Below are 22,497 nucleotides of genomic sequence, written 5' to 3' on the forward strand. Positions count from 1 at the left end.
CTCTCCAGTTTAAAATGAAACCGGAAAATCCGATTCTAGTTTGAAACAACTGACTTGTTACATTTTGAAACTCGCAAATGCTGTTTCGTCTACTATTTAGTTTTCAAAGACCAAGCCGCCGTTTGCGACAGACTCAGCACCCTACCTGAACCGTTGCCGCCTGTCAAGATTTTCTTTCAAAAATTTTTCGAGGCATTTTGCAGTGGCCTGATCCAGTGATCGTGCCCGAAGGACTGTCATAGCACCTCAAGGTGCTACTGTGGCCCTTCTTCCTGCCGGCTCATCTATTCGGTTGCAAAGAACGTCGTTGCTGCGGAGTCCAGCTTTATAGCAAAGCACATCCCGAGCGTCAAACAATTAATGAATAAATTTCTCTAACCTTGCCGAACTCCACACAACTACTAACGGAAAATCTGAAAGCAGTAGCAGCCTGCCAGAGAAGAGTCAAAAGGAGACGACACACCATTCAGTTTGGATGAGGGAGCGATGCGGGAAGTATCAAGTTGTCACAGGTGGATGGGGAGACTGGATCAAAGGATAGCCGCCGGATGTGGCATTGTCAAACTTAAAAAAGCGTAACCTCAAGCGCCAGCGTCGAAAAGTGAAACGGGCCGGCTATTGCGGTTACGCTTTTTCTTTGTCCCAAAAGGGACAGCCCAGTACCTAGCTCTTGGTATAAAGAACGGCTACCGCGCGGGCCCGAATCTCACCGACCGAGACATAGCCGTGCGGCTCGGAAGATTCATAGTAAATGCTGTCCCCCGGGTAGAGTCGCATGACTTCGTCGGCGTAGTGGAATTCCAGCTCGCCATCGAGCAGGTAGAGGAACTCGACCCCTTCATGACTATAGAATAGACTGGTATCCCATTCGCGCTGCTCGAACTCGATCAGGAAGGGCTCCACCTTCTTCTGGCGCATGCCCGGCGCGAGGGGCTTATACATATACCCTTGCTGCACGGCGTCCTTGCCGGGGCGGCGCTGGCTGCCCAGCGGAGACTGATCACCGCGGGTCAGCATGAACTTCTGCCGGTCGCCCGCCTCTTCGAAGAAGTAATGGATGCCGACCTTGAGCCCCTTGGCGATCTTCAGCAGCGTGGCAATGGGAGGGGTGACCTGGTCGTTCTCGATCTGCGACAGGAGCGGCTTGGACAGTCCGGTCATGTCAGCCAGGGCCTGGAGGGTGAGCCGTTGTTCCTGGCGCAGTCCACGCACCTTCTCACCCAGCTTCATCTCTCTTATTTCCTGCTTGATCTTCTCTTGCACGCGGCACCCCCGTTTCTGCATATATATTCAAATACCCATCAGCCGTCAAGGGGTATTTACATAACAGTGACAGAGTTGCTGAATCTGCCGAAGGGGTTGACATCAATCCGGTTTTTGGCTACGCTTTTTCCTTCCTTCTAAGCCTTTCATTTAAAGGAGCGACAAATGAAAAGCGTCCGACTGCTCGTTGTCTTCCTGATCCTTTCCACAATACTTTCTGCCTGCAAAAAGAAAGAAGGCGCTCTTCTCTATGAATCGGACCGTAAAGAATCTGTACCAGCTCCGGTCCAGGAAGTCCCCAAAGACATATTGAACACCCAGCAAGCCTTCACAAGCCTGGTGAAGAAGGTCACTCCTTCAGTAGTGAACATATCCACCATCGGCAAGAAGAAACTGGTCCGTCCGTTCTTCGAGGGCTCGCCCTTCTTCGAAGACTTCTTCGGGGACATGGGGCGCCCGCAGTACCGCAGGGAGAGCAGCCTCGGCTCCGGCTTCATCCTGAACAAGGAAGGGTATATCGTCACCAACGACCACGTGGTCAGGGACGCGGAGACGATCCAGGTGAAGCTTTCCAACGAAAGCGTCTACACCGGCAAGGTGATCGGCTCCGACCCCAAGACGGACATCGCCGTGATCAAGATCAGCGCCAAGGAGCCGCTACCGGCGGCGGTCCTTGGTGATTCCAGCAAGCTGCAGGTGGGACAGTGGGCGGTGGCCATCGGCAACCCCTTCGGTCTGGACCGCACCGTCACCGTCGGCGTCGTCTCCGCGACCGGCAGGTCCAACATGGGCATCGAGACCTACGAGGACTTCATCCAGACCGACGCGTCCATCAACCCCGGCAACTCCGGCGGTCCTCTGCTCAACATCTACGGCGAGGTGATCGGCATCAACACCGCCATCGTCGCCGCCGGACAGGGGATCGGTTTTGCCATCCCGGTCAATATGGCCAAGCAGGTGGTCACCCAATTGATTACCAAGGGGAACGTAAGCCGCGGCTGGCTCGGCGTCTCGATCCAGTCGGTGACCGAGGAGATGGCAAAATCGTTCGGCCTCCCCAAGACGGGCGGCGCCCTGGTCAACGACGTGGTCCCCGGCGGTCCGGCCGCCAAGGCCGGCATCATGCAGGGGGACATCATCACCGGCTTCAACGGCGAGAGCGTGAAGGACGTGCGACAACTGCAGCGCCTGGTCGGCGAGACCCCCATCGGCAAGAAGGTCGACATCACCCTGTACCGTGACGGCAAAGAGGTCAAGGCGTCGGTCACCACCGCCCCGGCAGACAGCGCCCCCGCACAGTCACAGATGCAGCGGCCGGAGCGCGAAGCAGGGATGCTCGGCCTTTCCGTCGAGGAAGTCGGCCCGGAAATGCGCCGGCGCGGCATCACCGGCGTCGTGGTCAGCGACCTCGAGCCGGGTGGCATCGCGGAGGAGAGCGGCATCCAGCGCGGCGACGTCATCGTGTCGGTGAACCAGAGGAAGGTGCGTAACCTCGCGGAGTACCAAAAGGCGATGAAGGACGCCAACAACCGGGGGGCGGTGGCACTCCTGGTGCGACGCGGAAACGCCAACATCTATTTCGCCTTAAAATTAAGATAGAATCTTGAGGCAAAACTGCGTATAGTGTGCCCTGATATTTGACCGCCAGGGAGATTTCGATGAGTCTCATAGAAAACCAGGATCAGGCTAGACGGCTGGCCAGGGCCATCGTATCGGACGTAGCCCTTTACAACCGCGAGAAGGTCGAGCAGGGGATCAAGGAAGACAACATCTTCGAACTGCTCAACGAGCAACTGGCAGAAGGACGGGAGCATTTCCAGTCCCGGGTCAGCAAAGAGCTGGCGGAATCAAACATCTTCGACATCGCCGTGGTCGATGTACTGATCAAGCGGGCGGGGAAGATAGAATCCAATATCTGGTAGGCAGTACAACTTCAACACTGACAGGTCCCGGGCGCGCTTCCATTCAGAAACGCGCCCGCGCTTTTTTACGGGAGTCATTCTCCCAGGAGAAACTAAACGAAGATGGAACCGATTGAACTCACCTTCCCCTGCGACGCTGATCCCGAACGACTGGACAGCTTCATCGCCCGCAGCGTCCCCGAAATCACCCGCTCCGCCGCGCTGAGGCTCATCGAGACCGGACAGGCCACGGTGAACGGCCAGCCGCAAAAGCCCTCCCTCAAGCTAAAGGGTGGCGAAGCGGTGACGGTAACCATCCCGCCGCCGGCGCCGGCCCAACCGCAACCGGAGGAGATCCCGCTCGAGATCCTGTACGAAGACAGCGACGTGGTGGTGGTCAACAAGGGAGCGGGCATGGTGGTACACCCCGGGGCGGGCAACGCCGAGGGAACCCTGGTGAACGCGCTCCTCGCCCACTGCAAGGATCTGTCCGGCATCGGCGGGGAATTGCGGCCGGGCATCGTGCACCGCATCGACAAGGACACCTCGGGAACCCTGGTGATCGCCAAGAGCGACCGTGCCCACAACGGGCTTGCCGAGCAGTTCAAGGTGCACTCCATCAAGCGGATCTACCTCGCGCTGGTGTACGGCAGCCCCAAGGAGGACCGGGGACGCATCGAGTCCGTGATCGGGCGCCATCCGGTGGAGCGCAAGAAAATGTCGGGCAAGGCGCGGCACGGCAAGAACGCCATCACCCACTGGCGCGTCGAGGCACGCTACCCGGGCATCTCCCTGGTGCGCCTGAAGCTTGAGACGGGGCGCACGCACCAGATCAGGGTGCACCTCTCCGAGGCGGGACACCCGCTTTTGGCGGATGAGGTCTACGGCGGCGGCAGCCGGCTGGCCCAGTTGAAGGACCCGGTCCTCAAGCAGATGATCAAGACCATGGGGCGCCAGGCGCTGCACGCCAAGACCCTCGGCTTCCTGCACCCGGTCAGCGGCGAGTACCTGGAGTTCGACACGGAACTGCCCGCCGACATGGCCGGCATCATCGCCTACCTGGAAGAGAAAAACAGGGGCTAGGGGCCGGGGACTAGGGGCTGGCAAAACCAGTCTTCTCCTCCCCCGCTCGCTTAGGCTTGGTCCTTATACAAATAACAAGAGGTGTCATACATGGAAATGCAGAAAGCAGGAAAAATCCAGTACCTGAAGCCGCGGCTCGCCGCCGGCGCCGTTGCCGGCTTCACCACGCGCCACGAAGGGGTATCGCGCCCCCCGTACAACTCGCTGAACCTGGGGAGCAACACCCTGGACTCCTCGCACAACGTCGAGGGGAACCGCAGCCTGCTCGCCCGCAGCCTGGGCGCGACCTTGGACCGCTTCCTTACCGTGAGCCAGGTGCACGGCACCGACCTCCTGGTGATCGACGCGCCCAACCCGGAACTGTCCCATTTCCTGAAACTCGAGTGCGACGGCATCGTCACCAACCAGCCCGGCATCATGATCGCCGTCTGCGTCGCCGACTGCGTTCCCGTCCTCTTGCACGATCCGGTGCAGAAGGTGGTGGCCGCGCTGCATGCCGGCTGGCAGGGGACCGCGGGCAACATCGCAGCCAAAGGGGTGGAGGCACTGGTGAACCTGTTCGGCTGCGCCAAGAAGGACATCCGTGCCGCCATCGGCCCCCACATCGGCGCCTGCTGCTACGAGGTGGACGCCCCGGTGCGTGACGCCTTCAAACAGGCGGGCATGGCCTGGGACCTCTGCGCCACCGCGCAGGGCGAAGGGAAATGGATGCTCGACCTGGGCAAGGCCAACCGCCAGCTGCTTCTGGACGCCGGCCTTGCCGCCGACCAGGTCCAGGTCAGCGAGCACTGCGTCAGTTGCAACCAGGAACTCTTCTTCTCCTACCGCCGTGACGAAGGTGACACCGGCAGGCAGGTGGGCTTCATCATGCTGGAAGGCGAGCAATAAGCTGTAGCGCTCCGGCTAAGCTTCTGATATAAGACGGCGGAGAGTTAGAATCCTTTACAGGAGGCGTCATCAGATGAGGATCTTGTTCAGATTTGCCCTGCTCATGGTGGTCACCGGCGCGCTGTTCGGCTGCGCCCACAACTACTACAACATCCCCCAGGAAACCCTGGAGAAGAAGGTACGCACCATCGGCGTGGCTCCGTTTTTCACCGACGCCGATAGCGACATCAAGCACCCGGAGAAGGCTGCCATCCTCTCCATCGTGCGCGGCTACAACCTCAGGAACGAAAAGGAACTGGTGGCGAGGATCAGGAACACCGGCATCTTTTACGCTGTGCGCCCGGTAACCGCTGATCCTGACCGGCTCTTCAGCAGCCTGGTCTGGAATCGCGAGAAACGCGATGACGCCCGCATCGTCTACAACAAGTACTTCTTCAAGAAGGACGACCTGAAACAGCTCATGACCGAAAACGGCCTCGATGCGGTCCTCTTCGTGACGGTGGGCGGCCTGACCCAGCCGGGCAAGGTCTATTCCAGCAACTTCCTTTCCTACCTGGAAACCGACTACAACTACCTCGCCATGTCCGCGGTGATGCTGGACCGCGAGGGGAACACCATCTGGGAGTACCCGAACTTCCGCCGCGACAAGCCGTCGTACCCGATGTTCTTCTCGCTGCAGTACCCCGACTTCGACGAGGCGGCGGCGAACCTGACCGAGAAGGTCGACGTGAAGTTCAAGACGGTGGCGGGGGTCAACGCCGCCTTCGCCAAGAGCGAACCGTCCACGGTCGCCAACGGTCCCGAGGTTTCCACCCTTTACGTGAAGCAGTTCGACGAGATGCTCGCGCTGATGAAGACCTACAAGCCGCTCTTCGCCAAGGAGAAGGAAAAGGAGGCGCAGCCGGCCCCGGCGAGCGCCCCGGTCTACTACACACCGCCTGCGGCACCGGCGACCCCGGCGGCACCTGCACCGGCGGCACCAGCCCCGGCAACTCCCCAGGCCGTGGCACCGGCGGCTCCGGCTCCCCAGCCCGCCGCGGCAGCGGCAGCGGCACCGGCGGGTCCGGCCCCGATCACCTCGGTGGACATCGTACCGGAACAGCCGGCGGCGAAGTAGTGGCGGCAGCTTACCCCACCCCCTAGCCCCCTCCCGCAAGGGGCGGGGGGATTTGCCTCTCCGACCACAAGCAAATCCCCCTAAATCCCCCTTTGCGAAAGGGGGACTTTTACCAGCGGGAGGTAGTTACTAATCGGTAAAACAAAAGGCGGCGCCGAGATCAGTTCTCGGCGCCGCCTTCTTTATTCAACAGCCGCACGGTTTTAGTTACAACTCCTCGAACTCCTCAGGATCCTCCGGAGTCTCCTCCTCGCCGTCCGCCTCATCCTCGTCGTCGTAATCCTCCTCGACCACGCGCTTTAGAAATTCCTTGTTGCTTTCGATGAGCCTCCGGATCTCACCGGCCAGTTCGTCGAGATCTTCGTGTTCCACAGCTTACGCCTCCCCTCCCTTGCGCAGCAAGGCCTTGCGATACAACTCCAGATACTTGTGCACCGAGTTCTGCCAGGAATAATCACTGCTCATGCCGCGGCGCATCAGCTTCTTCCAGAACGCCTTGTCCTGGTAGGCGGTCAGGGCACGGTCGATGGCCTCCCAGAGCGCCTCGGCGCTGTACTCGTCGAAGACGATGCCGTTGGGCGTCTTGTCGTTGTCCCGGGGGTCGAAGACGCTGTCGGCGAGCCCGCCGGTCCTGCGCACCACGGGGACCGTGCCGTAGCGCATGGCGATCAGCTGTCCCAGCCCGCACGGCTCGAAGAAGGACGGCATCAGGAACATGTCGCTGCCGGCGTAGATCTTGGGCGCCAGGGAATGGTCAAACCCGCTGGCGAAGGCGATGTTGCGCGCACCGGCGGCCTTGATGTCGTTGAAGGCTTTGAGGTAGCGCTCCTCGCCGTTGCCCAGCAGCACCAGCTGCATGGGGGCCTTGGCGATCATGGGCAGGAGCTCCGCGATCAGGTCGAACCCTTTCTGGGCCACCATGCGCGAGACCATGCCGAAGACCGGGATCTCCGGGGCGCTGGCCAGCCCCATCAGCCGCTGCAGCCCGATCTTGTCCACCATCTTGCCGGACAGGGAGGCATGGCTGTAGTTCTTCATGATCTCCCGGTCCATGGCCGGGTTCCATTCTTCGTAGTCGAGCCCGTTCAGTATGCCGACCAGGTCGTCCTTCCTGGTCTGCAGCACCCCGTGCAGTCCGCATCCCATCTCGGGGGTGCGGATCTCGCGGCAGTAGGCCTCGGAGACGGTGGTCACCAGGTCGGCGGTGAGGATGCCTCCCTTGAGGAGGTTCACCTTGCCGTAGAATTCCAGCCCGTCGATGGTGAAGCACTCCTTGGAGAGCCCCATCGTGGCCAGCTCCTCTTTCGGGAACAGCCCCTGGTAGGCGAGGTTATGAATGGTGAAGATGACACCGGTTTTGGCGAAGAAGGGATCGTTTTTGCGTTCGTGCTTCAGGTAATGCGGGATCAGCGCGGTCTGCCAGTCGTGGCAGTGGATGATGTCCGGCCTGAAGTCCATCTTCTTCAAGAGCTCCAGGACGCAGCGGCAGAAGAAGGAGAAACGCTGGGCGTTGTCGGGGTAGTCGCCGCTGGGGGTGCCGTAGAGCTCTTCGCGGGCGAAGTATTCCTTGTTCTCGATGAGGTAAACCGGGATCTCCCCGAGCGAAGCCTGGCGCAGGAACCCTTTCTTCTCGACGCCGTCCACCATGACCGAGGCGCTCTTGCGTCCTTTGCGGACCGCCATCCCCCCCCTCTCGACCACGGAGTAGAAAGGCATCATGATCCTCACGTCGTGACCGAGCGTCTTGAGGGTCTTCGGGAGCGCGCTGGCAACATCCGCCAGACCTCCGGTCTTGGCGAAGGGAGTGACCTCCGACGCAACAAACAAAATCTTCATGTAAAACCTCTAACACCCTGGAATTATAGGCATATTCTAGATTAAGACTGCCCACGGGTAAAGTTTTTTTGTAAAAGAAAAATTTAAGATGAACCCGGCTCCAGGGGGGTGAGTTCCTTGAGCGCCCCCGGCTCCACCCCCAGGCATGGCCCCGCGTAGGCGAGGGCGAGCGGCGCCTCGGTGGGCCAGCGGCCGAGCAGGTTCGCCCCACGGGAGTGGGTCAGGTAGCAGCAGAGCCGGTCCCCTGCGTCGAGCCGCAGCGCCGGGAGCGGGATGCGCAGCTGTGCGCTGCGGCCGACCCAGTAGCGCGCCACCCCGCCGGAGGGCTGCCACCTCCCCTCCTGCAGGAGTTGCAACTCCCCCTCCCCGTCGCCGGGCTGCATCTCGATGCGGTACTCGCCCCCTCCCATGAGGTGCAGCGACAGGAGGTCCCCCGGCTGCAGCAGCTTTTCCAGCGGCTGGGCCCCGTCGATCCTGAAGTAGAAATAGTCCAGGTCGTAGCCGTAGAAAAAGGACTGCAGCCCCGTCTCCGCGGCATGCATCGCCGCCCCCTGCCTGGTCAGGTCGTACAATCCCGCGGCCAGCCACTCGAAGTAGTCCTCCCCCGCGGCACCCAGGGAAGGGGTGATCAGCCGCGCCGGCCCACGGACGAAGCCGGCGGGGCGCTGCTTCTTGATCGGCTCGTGCAGCTCCCCCGGGACCTCCAGCGCCAGCAGCCGGTATACGTTGATCAGGTGGCTGCGGAACAACAGGTCGAAACTGCCGGAATGGGGGGAGAAGTGGTCGTCGCCGTACCACCAGAACCAGTCGCTCCCCTGGGCGGCGTAGAGGGCCTTGCAGGCACGCCGGGCGGCTTCGTCGCTGCTGCTCCCCCCCGAGAGGAGCTGGGCCACCTCGGAACTGTTGTGCACCGCGGCCTGGCGCGCCTTGGCCAGGTACTCCCACCCCAGGTTCTCCTCGGGATGGCCGATCCAGATGCCGTAGTCGGCGTTGATCCAGGAGCCCGGGTGCACGTGGCGCAGCACACGGCGCTCCGGGACCCGCTCCAGCACCTCCGAGAAGGTGGCCGGCTCCACACCCGGCATCTGCGCCAGCGCGGCGTAGAGCCTGGAAAGGAAGGGGAGCCCGTTGTCGTGGTAGTGCTCCCAGGCGTTCTCCCCGTCCAGGATCACGGGGATCACCCGGGGGGCGCGGCACTGCTGCCGGATCTCCTTGACCCGCCCGACGAAGTCCGCGACGGCCCGCTCCGCCTCCCACTGGGAATAGGTGAAGCCGATCTGGTCCGAAAGCACCTGGTCCCGGAAGAAGAGGGCGATCTCCTCCCCCCCCTGCTGGAACAGGTAGGGGTGGTAGAGCGCCTCCCGCTCGTGGTCGAGCCCGCCGGGCAGGGTCTGGGCCAGCACCCGCTCGTCGGAGGCGGTCCAGCGCAGCCCCTCCCCGGCCATGATGGCGAGCGCCTCGTCGCTCACCGACCCCTCGGCGGGCCACATGCCGTGCGGCCTGAAGCCGAACAGCTTCTCGAAGCTCTCGATGCCGTGCGCCACCTGCCCCCGCGCGTCCTCCGGGTAGCGGATGTCGACCTTGGGGAGGCTTGCGCCGGGAAGCGCCACCCGCGCGATGCGCGAGTCGCACAAAAGCGGCAGGATCGGGTGGAAGTAGGGGGTCACCGAAAGCTCGACCTTCCCCTCCAGGTGCAGGCGGCGGTACAGCGGGATGATCTCGGAGATCAGCTCGCGCTGGGTGTCGAAGAGCAGCGCCTTGTCCGCAGCGTCGAAGCCCCGTCCCTTGCGGATCAACTCGCCGAAGACCGGGAAGCGCCGCCTGGCCGCCTCACCGGTCCAGGCCAGGTAGAACCAGACCTGCAGGTCGAGCAGGTCGCGCTCCGTGAAGAGCGGCGCCCGCGACGCGGCCGTCCCGGGTACGCCGTCACCCGCCATCCGGTACAGCTCCAGGTAGCGCGGGTAGGGTTCGATCATGCGCCGCTTGTTGGCGGAGAAAAAGTTCTCCAGGAGAAAGAGCCGCTCCGACTGGTCCAGCTCGGCCGGTGCCTTGCGCGCGAGGCTCAGGTAGGGGTCCACCGCCTCGCCGGAGGCGTAGTCGAGGATCTGCTCCAAAAGCGAGGGGACCAGGTTGAAGACCACCTTGGCGCCGGGGCTCTCAGCGACGATGGCGGGCATGTCGTAGTAGTCCTTCACCGCATGGAGGTAGACCCAGGGGAGCAGGTACTCCCCCCGGACCGGATCCTTGTAGAAGGGCTGGTGCATGTGCCAAAGCAGCGTGAGGTACAGTGGTTCGCTCATCCTATCCCCTTGATGCGGCGCAGGCCGCGCCGCCCTTTACTGGGCGAGCTCCTTTTTCCAGCGTTCCACCTTCTGGATGTACTCCTCCAGCAGCCGCTGCGCCGTCTTGGGATCCTTGGCCTCGGCCACCACGTGGATCACGGGCTGGTACTGGTCGGGGAGCACCAGTACCCAGTCGTTGCCGAAGGAGACCTTGATGCCGTCGATGAAGGAGGCCTCTTTGTCCAGACTGTCCTCGCTCATCTTGCGCATGATGCCACCCTTCTTCTCCCAGACGCAGGGGACCTTCCCCTGCAGGAAGGAACTCTTGGCCACCTCTTTCAAGACGCGCGACAGCGGCACCCCGGCCGCGCTGCAAAGCTCGATGGTCTTGGCGATGGTGAACATGCCGTCGAAGGCGGCCTGGAACTTCGGGAAGGCGAAACGCCCGGACATGGAGCCGGCCATGACCACCTCCGGCGAGATGGCCGCCTCGATCATGGCGCGGTCCGCGCTCTTGGTACGGCGCACCGAGGAGCCGTTCTCCTGGGCGATCTCCTCGATCACCGACGGGGCCGACACCGGGACCGCGAAAGCGCCCCTGGCACCGCTTTTCAGCATGAGCGTGGTCATGAGCGCGAGGAACTCCTCGGGCTGATAGATCCTGCCGGTCTCGTCCACCAGCACCACCTCCTCGACCGTGGGGTCGAGCCAGAAGCCCGCGCGCGCCTCCAGCGTCATCACGATCTTGGAGAGCTGCTGCAGGGAGTTGGGCTTCTCGTCCACCGTCTTCGAGCCGCGCTGTTCGTCCAGGTAGGTGTTGAGGCCGATCACCTCGCAGCCGAGGTCGTTCAGGATCTGCGGGAGGATCTGGCCGGCCGGGGAGTGGTTGAAGTCGACCACCACCTTGGTCTTGGAGTTCCTGATCAGCTGTTGGTCCAGCCCCCTGAAGAACCCCTCGCGGTAGAAGTCCATCACCTGCGGCAGCTCGGTGATCCCACCCGGCTCCATGTGGTGCGCGCGCCGGAAGTTCTCCTTGTAAAAGATGCGCTCGATGTTCTTGCCCATGGAGGAGGAGAAGTCGAGGCCGTCGGCGTCGAGAAAGACGATCTCCGTGGTGGCCGGGTCCTCGAGCGACTGGCGGAAATGCACGCCCCCCACCTCGCCGAAGGTGCGCAGCTTGTAGCGCAGGACCGGCAGCGACACCATCCTGATGTCGCGCACGTTGACGCCGGCGGAGAGGATCCCCCCCAGGAAGCTTCGCTTCAGCATGCGCGAGGAGAGGGTCGTGTCGCGCCCGACCAGGACGTGGCTCCCCTTGGGGAGCGAGGTGCCGTAGGCGCAGCCCAGCTTGGCCACGAACTCAGGCGTGAGCTCGATGTTGGTGAGCCCCTTGATCATCTCCCCCTCGAACAGGGATTTCTTCCAGCGCTCGCCCCAGATCAGGTTGCCGGTGACCGTGGAACCCGCCTCGATCAACTTCCGGGGCCAGATCTTCACGTCCCGCTTGATGTAGCTCTCCTCGCCGATGGCGGTGTCGTCGGCCACCACCCCCCCCTCTTCCATCACGGTCGCGGCCCCCACGCTCACGTTGTTGCAGATGACGCAGTCGTTGATCTTGGCGCTCTTCTTGATATAGACGTTGTCCCAGACCACGGCCCGGGTCAGCTTCACCCCCGGCTCGATGATGCAGTTGCGGCCGATCACCGAGTCCTTGATCTCCGCCCCCCCCTGGACCTGGGAGTTGTCCCCCACCACGACCGTCCCTTCCACCACGGTTCCCTCGCCCAGCCGTACGTCCACGCCGACCCTCAGGTCGACGCCGGCCATCTCGCGGCGCGGCTCGTCCACCTTGACCCCGACCTTCCCTTTGAGGATGTCGTGGTGCGCCTCGCGGTAGGAATCGGTGTTGCCGATGTCCCGCCAGTACCCCTTGACCGGGAAGCCGAACAGCGCCGACTTCTTCTTCAAAAGAAGCGGGAAGAGATCCTGGGAGAAGTCGAAGTTCTCCCCCTCCGGGATGAACTTGAAGATCTCCGGCTCCAGGACGTAGATGCCGGTATTGATGGTGTCGGAGATCACCTCGCCCCAGCCGGGCTTCTCCAGGAACTGGGTGATGCGCTTCTCCTTGTCGGTGATCACGACGCCGAACTGGAGCGGGTCCTTGACCGAGGTGAGGGTGATGGTGGCCAGCGCCTTGTTGGACTCGTGAAAGTCGATCACCTTCTGCAGGTTGAAATCGGTCAGGAGGTCACCGCTGATGATCAGGAAGCGCTCGTCCAGGTACTTCTCGGCGCACTTCACCGCCCCGGCGGTGCCCATGTCCTCCAGCGGCGTCACGTAGGTGATGCGTACCCCCAGGTCGGCGCCGTCGCGGAAGAAATTCTTGATCACGCTGGGCTGATGGTACAGCAGCATGACCAGGTCGGTGACGCCGTGCTTCTTCAAGAGTTCGACGATGTGCAGCATGATGGGACGGTTCATGAGCGGAACCATCGGCTTGGGGATGTTGCAGGTGAGCGGTTGCATCCGGGTACCAAAGCCACCTGCCATAATTACTGCCTTCATAGGTGCAAGCCTCCGAGAATCAGATTTAGATTAAGATTAAGAGTTAGATTAAGAGCAAGGAAAGACGAAGGTTAAGACGGAGTTTCGACTGCAAAACTTAGTCTTAATCTTTATCTTTATCTGCTTCTCACACGTACGCCCCCCGCTGCCTCTTGGCGAGGACGCGGGCGATCTCGTCTTTGAGCTCCTGCAGGTCGCTCGACTTGACCACGTAGCCGTCGGCGAGCCAGGCCGAGAAGTCGTCCTTGTAACAGGAGAAGGCAGTGCACAGGATCACCGGGATGGTGTGGCGCTCCTTGACGATGCGCTGCAACAACTCGATGCCGCTCTCGTTCTTCAGCTTTATGTCGATCACGGCCAGGTCGAAGCTCTCCGACTCGAGCTTCTCCACCGCCTCCAGGGCGCTCCCCGCCGTCACCACCTGGTACCCCTCGTCGCTCAACTCCTGCGAGTACAAAAGCCTGATATTCGCCTCGTCGTCTACCACCAACAGTTTCGCCATCTCAGATGTTCTCCTTTCGGGTCAAAAGCCTGATGCTGTACGTGTTGCCACCGCCGGGGCGGCTGATTATGGTCAAAGAGTTCCCCTGCCGCTCCAGGATCGACTTGCACAGCGAAAGCCCCACCCCCTCGCCGAGTTCCTGGGTCTGGAAGAAGGGGGCGATGAGCGCCTCCTGCGCGGTCTGGGTGAGCGACTTGCCGTCGTCGCTGATGCGCAACAGCACCCCGTCCCCGTCCAGGACACTCTCGATGCGCAACTCCCCGCCGGGTTCCATGGTGGCCAGCGCCGTGGCGGTGATGGTCTTCAGGCAGTAGCTGATCTGCTTGTAGTCGATGCGCACCATGGGGAGCTCCGGGGCCAGTTCCAGGCGGCAGTGCACCCCCGCCTGCTCCAGCGCCCCCTCCAATTCCCCCATCGCCTTCCCCACCAGTTCGTTCAGATCCCAGAAATCGGTGACCGGGAAGAGCGATTCCGAGTAGTCCAGCACCTCGCTCAGCACGTCCTCGAGCTGCCGGGTCTCGCGCACGATGGATTCCAAGTAGCCCCGTTTGTCGTCATCGTCCGGGGCCCCCTTGAGCAGGGTCCGGGCAAAGCCGCCGATCACCATGAGCGGGTTGCGGATGGAGTGGGCGATGCTGGAGGTGATCTTCCCCACCAGCGCCATCTTCTCCATCTTCACGATCAACTCCTGCTGTTCGCGCAGCTTCACGTTGGCCGACTTCTGCTTGGCCACCTCCTCCTGCAGGCGCTCGTACAGCGAGGCGCGCTCCAGGGCGAAGGCAACCGGGAAGGCGAAGGTCTCCAGCGACTGCATGTCCTGCAGGGTGATCGGCTTATGGGTGATGCAGTTGTCGGCGATGATGACGCCGATGCGGCGGTTCCTGGAGATGAGCGGCATGACCAGGAAGGTGTCGACGCCGAGGATGCGGGCCAGCCCCCGGTCCAGGTCCGGGTTGTTGAGCGCGTTTTCCACCAGGATCGGCTTCTTGCCGGTGAGGGCCCGGTTGAAGATGTGCCCCTGGTCGGCCAGCGGGACGGTGAGCTGGTTCAGGATGTCGTGAAACTTCACCTTCTCCGAGGTCAGCTTGGTCTTCTGGAAATCCCGGGCCAGCTGCCTCAGGGTGAAGTTGCTGCGCCCGATGTCCTCCCAGGTGCGCCACGCCTCCTCGTAATCCCTGGGGCCGACGCCGAGGTAGCCGCGGATGTGGCGCCGGTCCTTGTCGGTCATGAGCAGGAAGGCCCGGTTCATGCCGAAACCCTTGCCGGCGGTGATGGCGGTCATGGCGATGGAGAGGACCTCGTCCAGGTCCAGCGAGGTCTGCAGCACGAGGCCCACCTCGCGCAGGAACTTGATCTCGCGCGTCTTGCTGTTCAAGAAGCTCAGCATGGCGCCCATCTGGGCCTTTTGTTCCTGGAACTCGGTCAGTATGTACGGGAGTACGTCCGAAAGCGGGTAACCCGCCCCCTTCATCCGGGCCAGGTCGTTCTTGAAGCGGGGACACTCAACGCACTTCTCGACGATTCTGCGGCGCTGGGAGACCAGAAGGTCCTCTTCTCCCTCGCCTATGTACGGGCAACTCTCGGGCTCGATCTGCTCCCTACTCCAACAGCATTCCCAATCCAAGCTCCCTCCGGGTGCGGCACAGTAAATGACAGGACGAAACGTGCCAAAGTATAGCAGCCACTTCTGCCATAGCAAGTGCAAATTAAGTTTTTAAATGAAAATATTAATTAATAATTTAGTTTCAAACGGTTGCGCGGCCCGACAGCCCCGGCTAAAGTACAGGCGCTGCAAGGCTTGGCGTGATGCGATGCCCAAAGGGGTGGGAAAAAGGGAAACGAGGCAGGGGAAAAACGAGGTAAAACGACATTAACGCAAAGGGCCCCACGGTTCTAACCGGGGGCCCTTCCAGTACCATCCATCTGTGCGCCGGGCGCACTACTTGCCGGCGATCATCTTCAGCTTTTCCATCTGCATGATGGTTATCTTGTTGCCATCCAGTTCGATGACCCCCTCGTCCTTCATCTTCTTGAAGGTGCGGGACAGGGTCTCGCTGACCGTGCCCAGGCGCGAGGCGAGCTCACCCTTGCGCATGTCGAGCTCCAGGTAGGTCTTGCCCTGGTAGCTGGTGCTCTTACGCGCGGCCAGGTCCAGGAGGTACGAGGCGAGCCGGGACGGTGCATCGGCGAAGGAGAGCTCCTCGATCTGCCGGGCGAAGCGGCGCAGCAACAAGGACAGCGAGGCGATCAGGTTCATGGAGAAGCGCGGGTTGCGCTCCAAAAGCCCCATGAAGGCGCCGCGCGGGAAGAAGAGCACCTCTCCCCGCTCCACCCCGCGCGCCTCGGCGGGGTACTTGCCGTCCCCGAAGAAGGCGGCCTCGGCGAAGGTCTCCACCGGGTGCACCATGTGCAGCACCTTCTCGCGGCCGTCCGGGGAGATCTTGCACAGCTTGAGCGCCCCGGCGGCGAGCAGGTAGAAGCCTTCCGCCTTCTCCCCCTCGGTAAACAGGGTCTCCCCCTTGGCGAAGGGGCGCCGCACCGCGATCTCGGCGAGTTCGACCAGGTATTCGTCTTCCAGGCCCGAAAACAGCAGGGCTTTCCTGATGATGTCCTTGTTTTCCATGCCCACCTTTTTACCCAAAATGAAAACCGAGGTCAAGGAGTAGTTGAACCGTGTCCCTCCTTTACTTCCCCGGCCATCTCATGTAAGATCGGCAGTTCATGAAAAAGACCCTGTACCGCTACATTTTCAACGAGATACCGCCCCCTTTCCTGGTAGGCATGGTCACCTTCACCTTCGTCCTGCTCATGGGGCGCTTCCTGAAGCTGGCCGAGATGGTGGTCGAGAAGGGGGTGCCTTTCGGCGACGTCGTGCGCATGGTCTCCTACCTGCTCCCCTCGTTCTGGCTCTTCACCATCCCCATGGCGCTGCTGCTCTCCATACTGCTCGCCTTCGGGCGCCTCTCCGGCGACAGCGAGGTGACCGCCATGAAAAGCTGCGGCATCAGCCTGTACGGGCTGTTCCCTCCGCCGCTGCTCTTCTCGGTGCTGGCCGCCCTGGCCTGCCTGTGGGTCCAGGTGTACGCGGTCCCCTGGGGCAACAGTTCCTTCAAGAAGCTGATGCTGGACATCGCCCAGAGCAGCGCCGGCGTCTCCATCAAGGAGAAGGTGTTCAACAACGCCTTTCCCGACATGGTGATCTACGCCGACGGCCTTACCCCCAAGGGGGAAAGCATGACCGGGGTGATCGTCCACGACGAGCGCGACCCCAAGGCACCCACCACCATCTTCGCGGCCGCCGGCACGCTCTTCTCCGACCCGCGCAGCCACTCCATGGAGTTCCAGCTCAAAAACGGTTCCATCCACCGCAACGAGGCCGGCGCCGGCTACCGGATGGTCCAGTTCCAGGAGTACATCCTGCGGGTGGCACTGACCGACCCCACGCCCAAGGGGCCCAAAAAGACCAGCGAAATGACCATGGACGAACTGCGCCACCCGCCTGCCGGCACCCCCAAGAAGGAGGTGAAGTTGCGCCGCCAGGAGCTGCACAGCAGGCTCGCCCTCCCCTTCTCCTGCATCGTGTTCGCCTTCGTGGGGGTGCCGCTGGGGATCCAGAACCGCCGTTCGGGCAAGGCCTCCGGTTTCTCGCTCAGCATCGCCGTCATCCTCTGCTACTACATCGCCCTCTCCGGCTTCGACACGCTCGGCGAGAAAGGTATCCTGCCGCCGCTACTCTCCGCGTGGGGGCCCAACCTGCTGTTCCTGCTGGGCGGGGGCTACCTGTTCATGAAGACTGCGGCGGAGGAGCCCCTGCCGCTCACCGCGCTGTACCAGCGCGTTAAGGAAGCGGTGCGGACCCGCACCCGGAAGGGGGCCAAGGCATGAGGATCCTGACCCGCTACGTGGCCAAGGCGTACCTGAGGATGCTGGGGCTGTGCCTTGGTTCCTTCGTCACCATCTACCTCGTGGTCGACTTCATGGAGAAGATCGGCCGCTTCAGCCGCACGGGCGCCTCCTGGAAGTACGTGGCCCTGTTCTTCATCACCAAGATCCCGGAGATGATCAACGATTCCGCGCCGCTGGCCGTGCTCATGGCGACCCTGCTCACCCTGGGTGCCTTCTCGCTCAGCTCGGAGCTCACCGCCATGCGCAGCTGCGGCGTCAGCCTGGTCCGCATCAGCGCCCCCATCCTTGCCATCTCGCTCATGATGAGCCTGGTGGTCCTGATGCTGGGGGAGTTCGTCATCCCGAAGAGCTACGCCCAGCGCCTGTACATCCAGGAGGTGCTGATCCAGAAGAAGAGCCCGTCCATGTACTTCCGGCAGCACAACATCTGGTATCGGGAGGGGGAGACCGTGCTGCGGGCGAGCCTGTTCGAGCCGAGCCAGAACCAGCTCAAGGGGGTGACGCTCTGGGAGGTGCAGCCGAAAACGGGCCTGCCGCTTAGGCGTTCGGACGCAAGCCTCGGGGAGCTGGGGAGCGGCGGCTGGGTCTTCAAGGATGTGGCGGTGCGGGACTTCCAGAACGGCGAGGTGGTAGCAACCAGGAAGTACCCGCTCCTGGCGCTCCCCCTGAAACTGAAGCCGGCCGACCTGAAGGTGCTGGGCAAATACTCGGACAGCATGACCCTCAGGCAGCTCAACAGCTACTGCAAGAAGATCCAGGCCGGGGGGTACGACGCCACCCGCTACATCACCCAGTTCCACAGCAGGATCTCGCTCCCCTTCGGTTGCGCCGTCATGGCCTTCCTGGGGATCCCCTTCGCGCTGCGCGGCGGGAGGTCGAGCGGCATCGCCTTCGGGGTGGGCCTTTCCATCGGGGTGGGCTTTCTCTACGTCATCATCAACTCGGTGATCATCTCGGTGGGGCAGGTCGGCCTGCTCCCCCCCATGGTCGCCGCCTGGGCCACCAACTTCATCTTCCTGGCCGCAGGGGGATGGCTCGCTCTTACCATTGACAATTGACCGGCGCGGGCCGAAAATGGCCGGGCCTGCAGGTACTGATATCACATCGAGATTTACGGAGGGACAGCCATGATCCGCAACTTGACCATAACCGTACTGCTTCTGCTCATCTGCGCCGCGGTCGCACCCGCGCAGCAGACGCCCCCGCCGCCGGCCGACACCGCCCGACAGGCGCAACTGGGTGTACTCAGCATCCTGCCCGCCCAGGGGGAGCCGGGAACGACCATTACCCTCAACGGCACCGGGTTCACCACCGCCACTACCGTCATGCTGGGGAGCCGGGAACTCCCGGCCCAGGTCGTAGGTGGGCGCATCATGACCTTCGAGCTCCCGGAACTGCCGCCGGGCGCCTACGCCCTCACCCTCAAACGCGAGGACGGCGCCACCACCCGCCCCTTCAACTTCGTAGTCCAGGCGCAGAAGCCGGTCGCCTCCTCCCTCATCCCCGATACGGTCACCAGCTGCGCCACCGGAAGGGAGCGCGAGGTGCTGGTCAACGGGGCCAACTTCCGCACCGGCACCCGCATCCTCCTGGACGGCGCCGTGGTCACCACCCGCTTCATCTCGCCGGTCATGCTGGCCTTCACCGCGCCGGCCCTTGCCGCCGGGGTGCACCAGGTGCAGGTGAAAAACCCCTCAGACGCTTCCTCTACCGTGCTGGCGCTCTTCATCGACGCCAAGCCCGAGATCGCCAACGTATCGGTGGGCAGGGAATTCGTGAACTACTACGAACTGATCGTGACCGGAAGGAACTTCCACCAGAATTCGGTGCTGGTCGTGGACGGCAAGAGGCTGGCGACAGGGAAGCAGTTGGTGGGCGAGCGGGAGCAACTCGTGTACGGCGGGTGCAACCAGATGACCTACCTGAGGTTCCCCTACGACCCGACCCCGAAGGAGATCACCTTGCAGGTGGTGAACCAAAACGGCGAGGAGAGCAGCCTGTTCACCATCAGCGCCCCCTGACCGGTCAATCGACCGGCTCTTCCAGAACGATCAGATAGCCGTCGGGATCGAAGCACCACAGCTCGTAGGTCCCGTACGGCTTGCGCTCCAAGGGATAGAGGATCTCCAGATCCTCTTCCTGCAGTTCCTGGTAGATATCCTCGATCCCCTCCACCACGAGATGCAGCGTCATACCCACCCCGCGCGGGAACCCCTCCAGGCGCGCCTGCAGGATGGGATGCAGCTGCGCCACCGCCGCATCCTCCACGAAGATGATCTGAATCTCCTCCGTTTCCAGAAGCAGGTGTTCCGGCGCCCCCGGCGTCGTGACCGGGCGTTGCACCGGCAGGCCCAGTATCCCCGCGTAGAAGGCCTCGGTGGTGTCGAGGTCCGACACGCAGAGCTGGATGGCAAGAGCCGCCGTCACTCGCCGAACCAGGCGCTCGTGTACCTGCTGATCAGCACCATCGAGTTGGTGAAGATCAGGATGCCGACCACCACCATGAACGCCCCGGTGATGATCTCGAAGAGCCGTATGTGCCGCTTGAAGCGGCGGAAGAAGATCAGGAACTGGTGCAGAGCGAGCGCCGCGATGAAGAACGGGATGGCGAGCCCCATGGAGTAGGACAACAAGAGCCAGACGCCGCGCCCTTCCGTGGCCGCGACCGCCAGGATGGTGGCCAGGATCGGTCCGATGCAGGGGGTCCAGCCGGCGGCGAACACGACCCCCACCACGAAGCTCCCCAGGTAGCCGGCAGGCTTTCTGTGCAGGGTCAGCTTCTTCTCGCCCAGGAGCATGGTGATGTCGAACAGTCCCGAGACGTGGATGCCGAAGATGACGATGAGGATCCCGCCCACGCGCCGGATGGCGGTTTTGTGCTCGTGCAGGAAGTCCCCGACCAGGGTCGCCGACGCACCCAGCAGCACGAAGACGCAGGTGAAGCCGGCGATGAAGAGCAGGGAGTGGATGATGGTCTGCTGCCGGACCTTGTGGCTTGGGTGCTCGGCGTTCAAGTCGGCGAAGGAAAGCCCGGTGATGTAGGTGATATAGGACGGGATAAGCGGCAGGACGCAGGGGGTGAGAAACGACAGCAGCCCCGCCACGAAAGCGCCGATCATGCTGATGTTGTTCGTTTCCATACCTTCCTCCTGGCCTTTAGCGGTTGTGCCCCCGCAAGTCGCGGGGGCGGGCTATGGTCGTTACTTGCCGTTCATCAGGTCCTGCAGTGCCTGGATCACCTCGGGGTGGCTCCAGTCCAGCCCGCCCACCACCTTCTTCCTGATCACGCCCTTGGGGTCGACCACGAAGGTCTCGGGGACGCCGGTGGTGCCGTAGCGCCTGGAGACCTGGCCGTCGGTGTCGAGCAGGGCGGGGAGCGTCACGCCGCCGCGCTTGAAGAAGTCTTCGACGGCCCCCTTGCCCCCTTCGTCGATGGAGATGGCGAGCATCTGGAAGTTCTTACCCTGCATGGCCTGGTTCAGCTTGACCATGGACGGGATCTCCTCACGACAGGGAGGGCACCAGGTGGCCCAGAAGTTGACCAGCACCAGCTTGCCCTTCAAGGTGGAGAGCTGCACCGGCTTGCCGGAGAGATCCTTCAAGGTGAAATCCGGGGCGGCGTTCCCCTCGACGGCAGGCAGTTCAGCCTGTTTCTTGGCGCACCCCGCGGCGGCCAGCGCGGCTAACAGCAGCACGGCGGCGATCAAGCGTTTCATCATTTCCTCCCCGGTTGAGTGATGTTGTACTTTTCCATCCGATAGATCAGCGTGTGGCGCGGGATGCGCAGAAAGCGCGCCGCGGCGGTCTGGTTCCAGTCGCAGCGGTTGAGTGCCTCCAGAACCACCTCCATCTCGAGCTGCTCCAGCGAGTACCCGCCGGCCGGCAGCCTGAGCACGCCGCCTTCGGGAGGAGGCGCCGCCGCGGATATCTTGGCGGGAAGCTCGTCCACCCCGATCTGGTCCCCCTCGCGCATGATGAGAAGCCGCTCCACCGTGTTCTCCAGCTCGCGCACGTTCCCCGGCCAGGCGTATTCCTTGAGCCTCGCCAGCGCCTCCTTGGTGAAGGTCACCCCTTCGGCACCGAACTTGGTGCAGAAGTAGCGGATCAATAGCGGCACGTCCTCGACCCTTTCCCGCAGCGGCGGGAGCTGGACCGGGATCACCGAAAGCCGGTAGTAGAGGTCCTCGCGGAACTTACCCTCGGCGATCCAGCGCTCGAGGTCGGCGTTGGTCGCCGCCACCACCCTGAGGTCGATCTTTTGCAGCGAGGTCCCCCCGACCGGCTCCACCACGCGCTCCTGCAGGACCCGCAACAGCTTGGGCTGCAGTTCCAGGGGAAGATCCCCCACCTCGTCCAGGAAGATGGTACCGCCGTCGGCCATCTGGAACTTCCCTTCCTTGTCCCGGATGGCGCCGGTGAAGGCACCCTTGACGTGACCGAACAGCTCGCTTTCCAGGAGGTCACGGGGGATGGCGGCGCAGTTGACCGCCACGAAGGGGGCGGCCCGGCGCGAGCTCCCGGAATGGATGGCGCGAGCCACCAGCTCCTTGCCGGTGCCGGATTCGCCGGTGATGAGGACGGTGGCCTCGGTGTCGGCCACCTTGCGCACCACGGAGAAGACGCCTTCCATGGCGCGGGAGGTCCCGACGATGCTCTTGAACTCGGTGCGGCCGGAGAGCTCCTCCTTGAGCAGGCGGTTCTCCTCGGAGAGCCCCTGCAGCTGGAGTCCCTTGAGCACGGTCACCTTCAACTCTTCCCTGTTGAAAGGTTTGGTGAGGTAATGGAAGGCGCCCAGTTTCATGGCCTCGACGGCGGTGTCGATGGCGCCGAAGGCGGTCAGGACGATGACCACGGTGGAGGGGGCGCGCTCCTTGATGGCGGAAAGCACCTCGAACCCGGTCATGCCCGGCATCTTGAGGTCGGTGATCACCAGCTGCGGCGACTTCTCCTCGAAGTACTGCAGCCCGGTCGAACCGTCAGCGGCGGTGTACACGTCGTACCCTTCCTGCTGCAGGTTGTACTCGAGCACGCGCCTGAGCGAGCTGTCATCGTCTATGATCAGTATCTTTGGGGGCATGGTTTCCCGGATGAGGATAAAAGGGGTCGTAAAGGAGACAGCTCAATTTTTAACCGATTTGCCCCCTCAGGGCAACC

The 22,497-nt window shown here is 62.6% G+C and carries 20 protein-coding genes; 8 read left to right on the top strand and 12 right to left on the bottom strand.

Annotated features, from left to right (window positions below):
• Positions 1–663: 663 nt before the first annotated feature.
• Positions 664–1,284 carry a helix-turn-helix domain-containing protein gene (locus tag JFN91_RS18125; protein ID WP_199390564.1) on the bottom strand — a complete coding sequence of 207 codons (621 nt, stop codon included), beginning with the start codon at positions 1,282–1,284 and terminating at the stop codon, positions 664–666.
• Between the two features lie 144 nt (positions 1,285–1,428).
• Here JFN91_RS18125 and JFN91_RS18130 point away from each other — a divergent pair, with 144 nt between their 5' ends.
• The 5 genes from JFN91_RS18130 to JFN91_RS18150 all read left to right on the top strand — a co-directional run bounded on the left by JFN91_RS18130 (position 1,429) and on the right by JFN91_RS18150 (position 6,252).
• The gene (locus JFN91_RS18130) at positions 1,429–2,862 is read left to right on the top strand and encodes a DegQ family serine endoprotease (protein WP_199390565.1); all 1,434 of its coding nucleotides are present in this window, start codon (positions 1,429–1,431) and stop codon (positions 2,860–2,862) included.
• 59 nt (positions 2,863–2,921) lie between these two features.
• Positions 2,922–3,185 (top strand): hypothetical protein, encoded by a 264-nt coding sequence (locus JFN91_RS18135; protein ID WP_183351032.1) that lies wholly within the window; start codon positions 2,922–2,924, stop codon positions 3,183–3,185.
• Positions 3,186–3,287: 102 nt separating this feature from the next.
• On the top strand, positions 3,288–4,247 hold the full coding sequence (locus JFN91_RS18140; RefSeq protein ID WP_199390566.1) for an RluA family pseudouridine synthase: 960 nt from the start codon (positions 3,288–3,290) through the stop codon (positions 4,245–4,247).
• 90 nt (positions 4,248–4,337) lie between these two features.
• The gene (gene pgeF / locus JFN91_RS18145; RefSeq protein WP_183351037.1) at positions 4,338–5,135 is read left to right on the top strand and encodes a peptidoglycan editing factor PgeF; all 798 of its coding nucleotides are present in this window, start codon (positions 4,338–4,340) and stop codon (positions 5,133–5,135) included.
• 73 nt (positions 5,136–5,208) lie between these two features.
• On the top strand, positions 5,209–6,252 hold the full coding sequence (locus JFN91_RS18150) for a hypothetical protein (protein WP_199390567.1): 1,044 nt from the start codon (positions 5,209–5,211) through the stop codon (positions 6,250–6,252).
• 207 nt (positions 6,253–6,459) lie between these two features.
• Here the strand turns inward: JFN91_RS18150 and JFN91_RS18155 are convergent, their stop codons facing one another.
• The 7 genes from JFN91_RS18155 to JFN91_RS18185 all read right to left on the bottom strand — a co-directional run bounded on the left by JFN91_RS18155 (position 6,460) and on the right by JFN91_RS18185 (position 16,060).
• A complete protein-coding gene (locus tag JFN91_RS18155; RefSeq protein ID WP_199390568.1) occupies positions 6,460–6,624 on the bottom strand; it encodes a hypothetical protein in 165 nt (54 codons plus the stop codon).
• A 3-nt stretch (positions 6,625–6,627) separates the two neighbouring features.
• Positions 6,628–8,088, bottom strand: a complete 1,461-nt coding sequence (gene glgA / locus JFN91_RS18160; protein ID WP_199390569.1) for a glycogen synthase GlgA — start codon at positions 8,086–8,088, stop codon at positions 6,628–6,630.
• An 83-nt stretch (positions 8,089–8,171) separates the two neighbouring features.
• A complete protein-coding gene (locus JFN91_RS18165; RefSeq protein WP_199390570.1) occupies positions 8,172–10,388 on the bottom strand; it encodes a glycoside hydrolase family 57 protein in 2,217 nt (738 codons plus the stop codon).
• A 36-nt stretch (positions 10,389–10,424) separates the two neighbouring features.
• Positions 10,425–12,935: a mannose-1-phosphate guanyltransferase gene (locus tag JFN91_RS18170; protein WP_199390571.1), complete on the bottom strand. Its 2,511-nt coding sequence runs from the start codon at positions 12,933–12,935 to the stop codon at positions 10,425–10,427.
• A 127-nt stretch (positions 12,936–13,062) separates the two neighbouring features.
• Positions 13,063–13,437 carry a response regulator gene (locus JFN91_RS18175; RefSeq protein WP_183351052.1) on the bottom strand — a complete coding sequence of 125 codons (375 nt, stop codon included), beginning with the start codon at positions 13,435–13,437 and terminating at the stop codon, positions 13,063–13,065.
• 1 nt (position 13,438) lies between these two features.
• Positions 13,439–15,061 carry a GAF domain-containing sensor histidine kinase gene (locus tag JFN91_RS18180; protein WP_199390572.1) on the bottom strand — a complete coding sequence of 541 codons (1,623 nt, stop codon included), beginning with the start codon at positions 15,059–15,061 and terminating at the stop codon, positions 13,439–13,441.
• A 315-nt stretch (positions 15,062–15,376) separates the two neighbouring features.
• Positions 15,377–16,060: a Crp/Fnr family transcriptional regulator gene (locus JFN91_RS18185; RefSeq protein WP_199390573.1), complete on the bottom strand. Its 684-nt coding sequence runs from the start codon at positions 16,058–16,060 to the stop codon at positions 15,377–15,379.
• 98 nt (positions 16,061–16,158) lie between these two features.
• Between JFN91_RS18185 and lptF the strand changes: the two genes are divergently transcribed.
• The 3 genes from lptF (at position 16,159) to JFN91_RS18200 (ending at position 19,364) form a co-directional block, all read left to right on the top strand.
• Positions 16,159–17,322, top strand: coding sequence for an LPS export ABC transporter permease LptF (gene lptF, locus JFN91_RS18190; protein WP_199390574.1), 1,164 nt, complete (start codon positions 16,159–16,161; stop codon positions 17,320–17,322).
• The gene (gene lptG, locus JFN91_RS18195) at positions 17,319–18,401 is read left to right on the top strand and encodes an LPS export ABC transporter permease LptG (RefSeq protein ID WP_199390575.1); all 1,083 of its coding nucleotides are present in this window, start codon (positions 17,319–17,321) and stop codon (positions 18,399–18,401) included. Before lptF ends, lptG begins: the two co-directional genes overlap by 4 nt.
• A gap of 69 nt (positions 18,402–18,470) precedes the next feature.
• Complete coding sequence (locus JFN91_RS18200; protein ID WP_199390576.1) at positions 18,471–19,364, top strand: IPT/TIG domain-containing protein; 894 nt, start codon at positions 18,471–18,473, stop codon at positions 19,362–19,364.
• 4 nt (positions 19,365–19,368) lie between these two features.
• Here JFN91_RS18200 and JFN91_RS18205 read toward each other — a convergent pair whose 3' ends face one another.
• The 4 genes from JFN91_RS18205 to JFN91_RS18220 are packed head-to-tail and all read right to left on the bottom strand — an operon-like array spanning position 19,369 to position 22,420.
• A complete protein-coding gene (locus JFN91_RS18205) occupies positions 19,369–19,770 on the bottom strand; it encodes a VOC family protein (protein ID WP_199390577.1) in 402 nt (133 codons plus the stop codon).
• Positions 19,767–20,483 (bottom strand): cytochrome c biogenesis CcdA family protein, encoded by a 717-nt coding sequence (locus JFN91_RS18210; protein WP_199390578.1) that lies wholly within the window; start codon positions 20,481–20,483, stop codon positions 19,767–19,769. The genes JFN91_RS18205 and JFN91_RS18210 overlap by 4 nt, the downstream gene beginning before the upstream one ends.
• A gap of 60 nt (positions 20,484–20,543) precedes the next feature.
• Entirely contained in the window at positions 20,544–21,059 is a 516-nt protein-coding gene (locus JFN91_RS18215) for a TlpA disulfide reductase family protein (RefSeq protein ID WP_199390579.1), read from the bottom strand.
• Positions 21,059–22,420, bottom strand: a complete 1,362-nt coding sequence (locus JFN91_RS18220; RefSeq protein WP_199390580.1) for a sigma-54-dependent transcriptional regulator — start codon at positions 22,418–22,420, stop codon at positions 21,059–21,061. Before JFN91_RS18220 ends, JFN91_RS18215 begins: the two co-directional genes overlap by 1 nt.
• Positions 22,421–22,497: the final 77 nt, after the last annotated feature.

The sequence above is a fragment of the Geomonas anaerohicana genome (assembly GCF_016458305.1).
GTDB classification, from domain to species: Bacteria; Desulfobacterota; Desulfuromonadia; order Geobacterales; family Geobacteraceae; genus Geomonas; species Geomonas anaerohicana.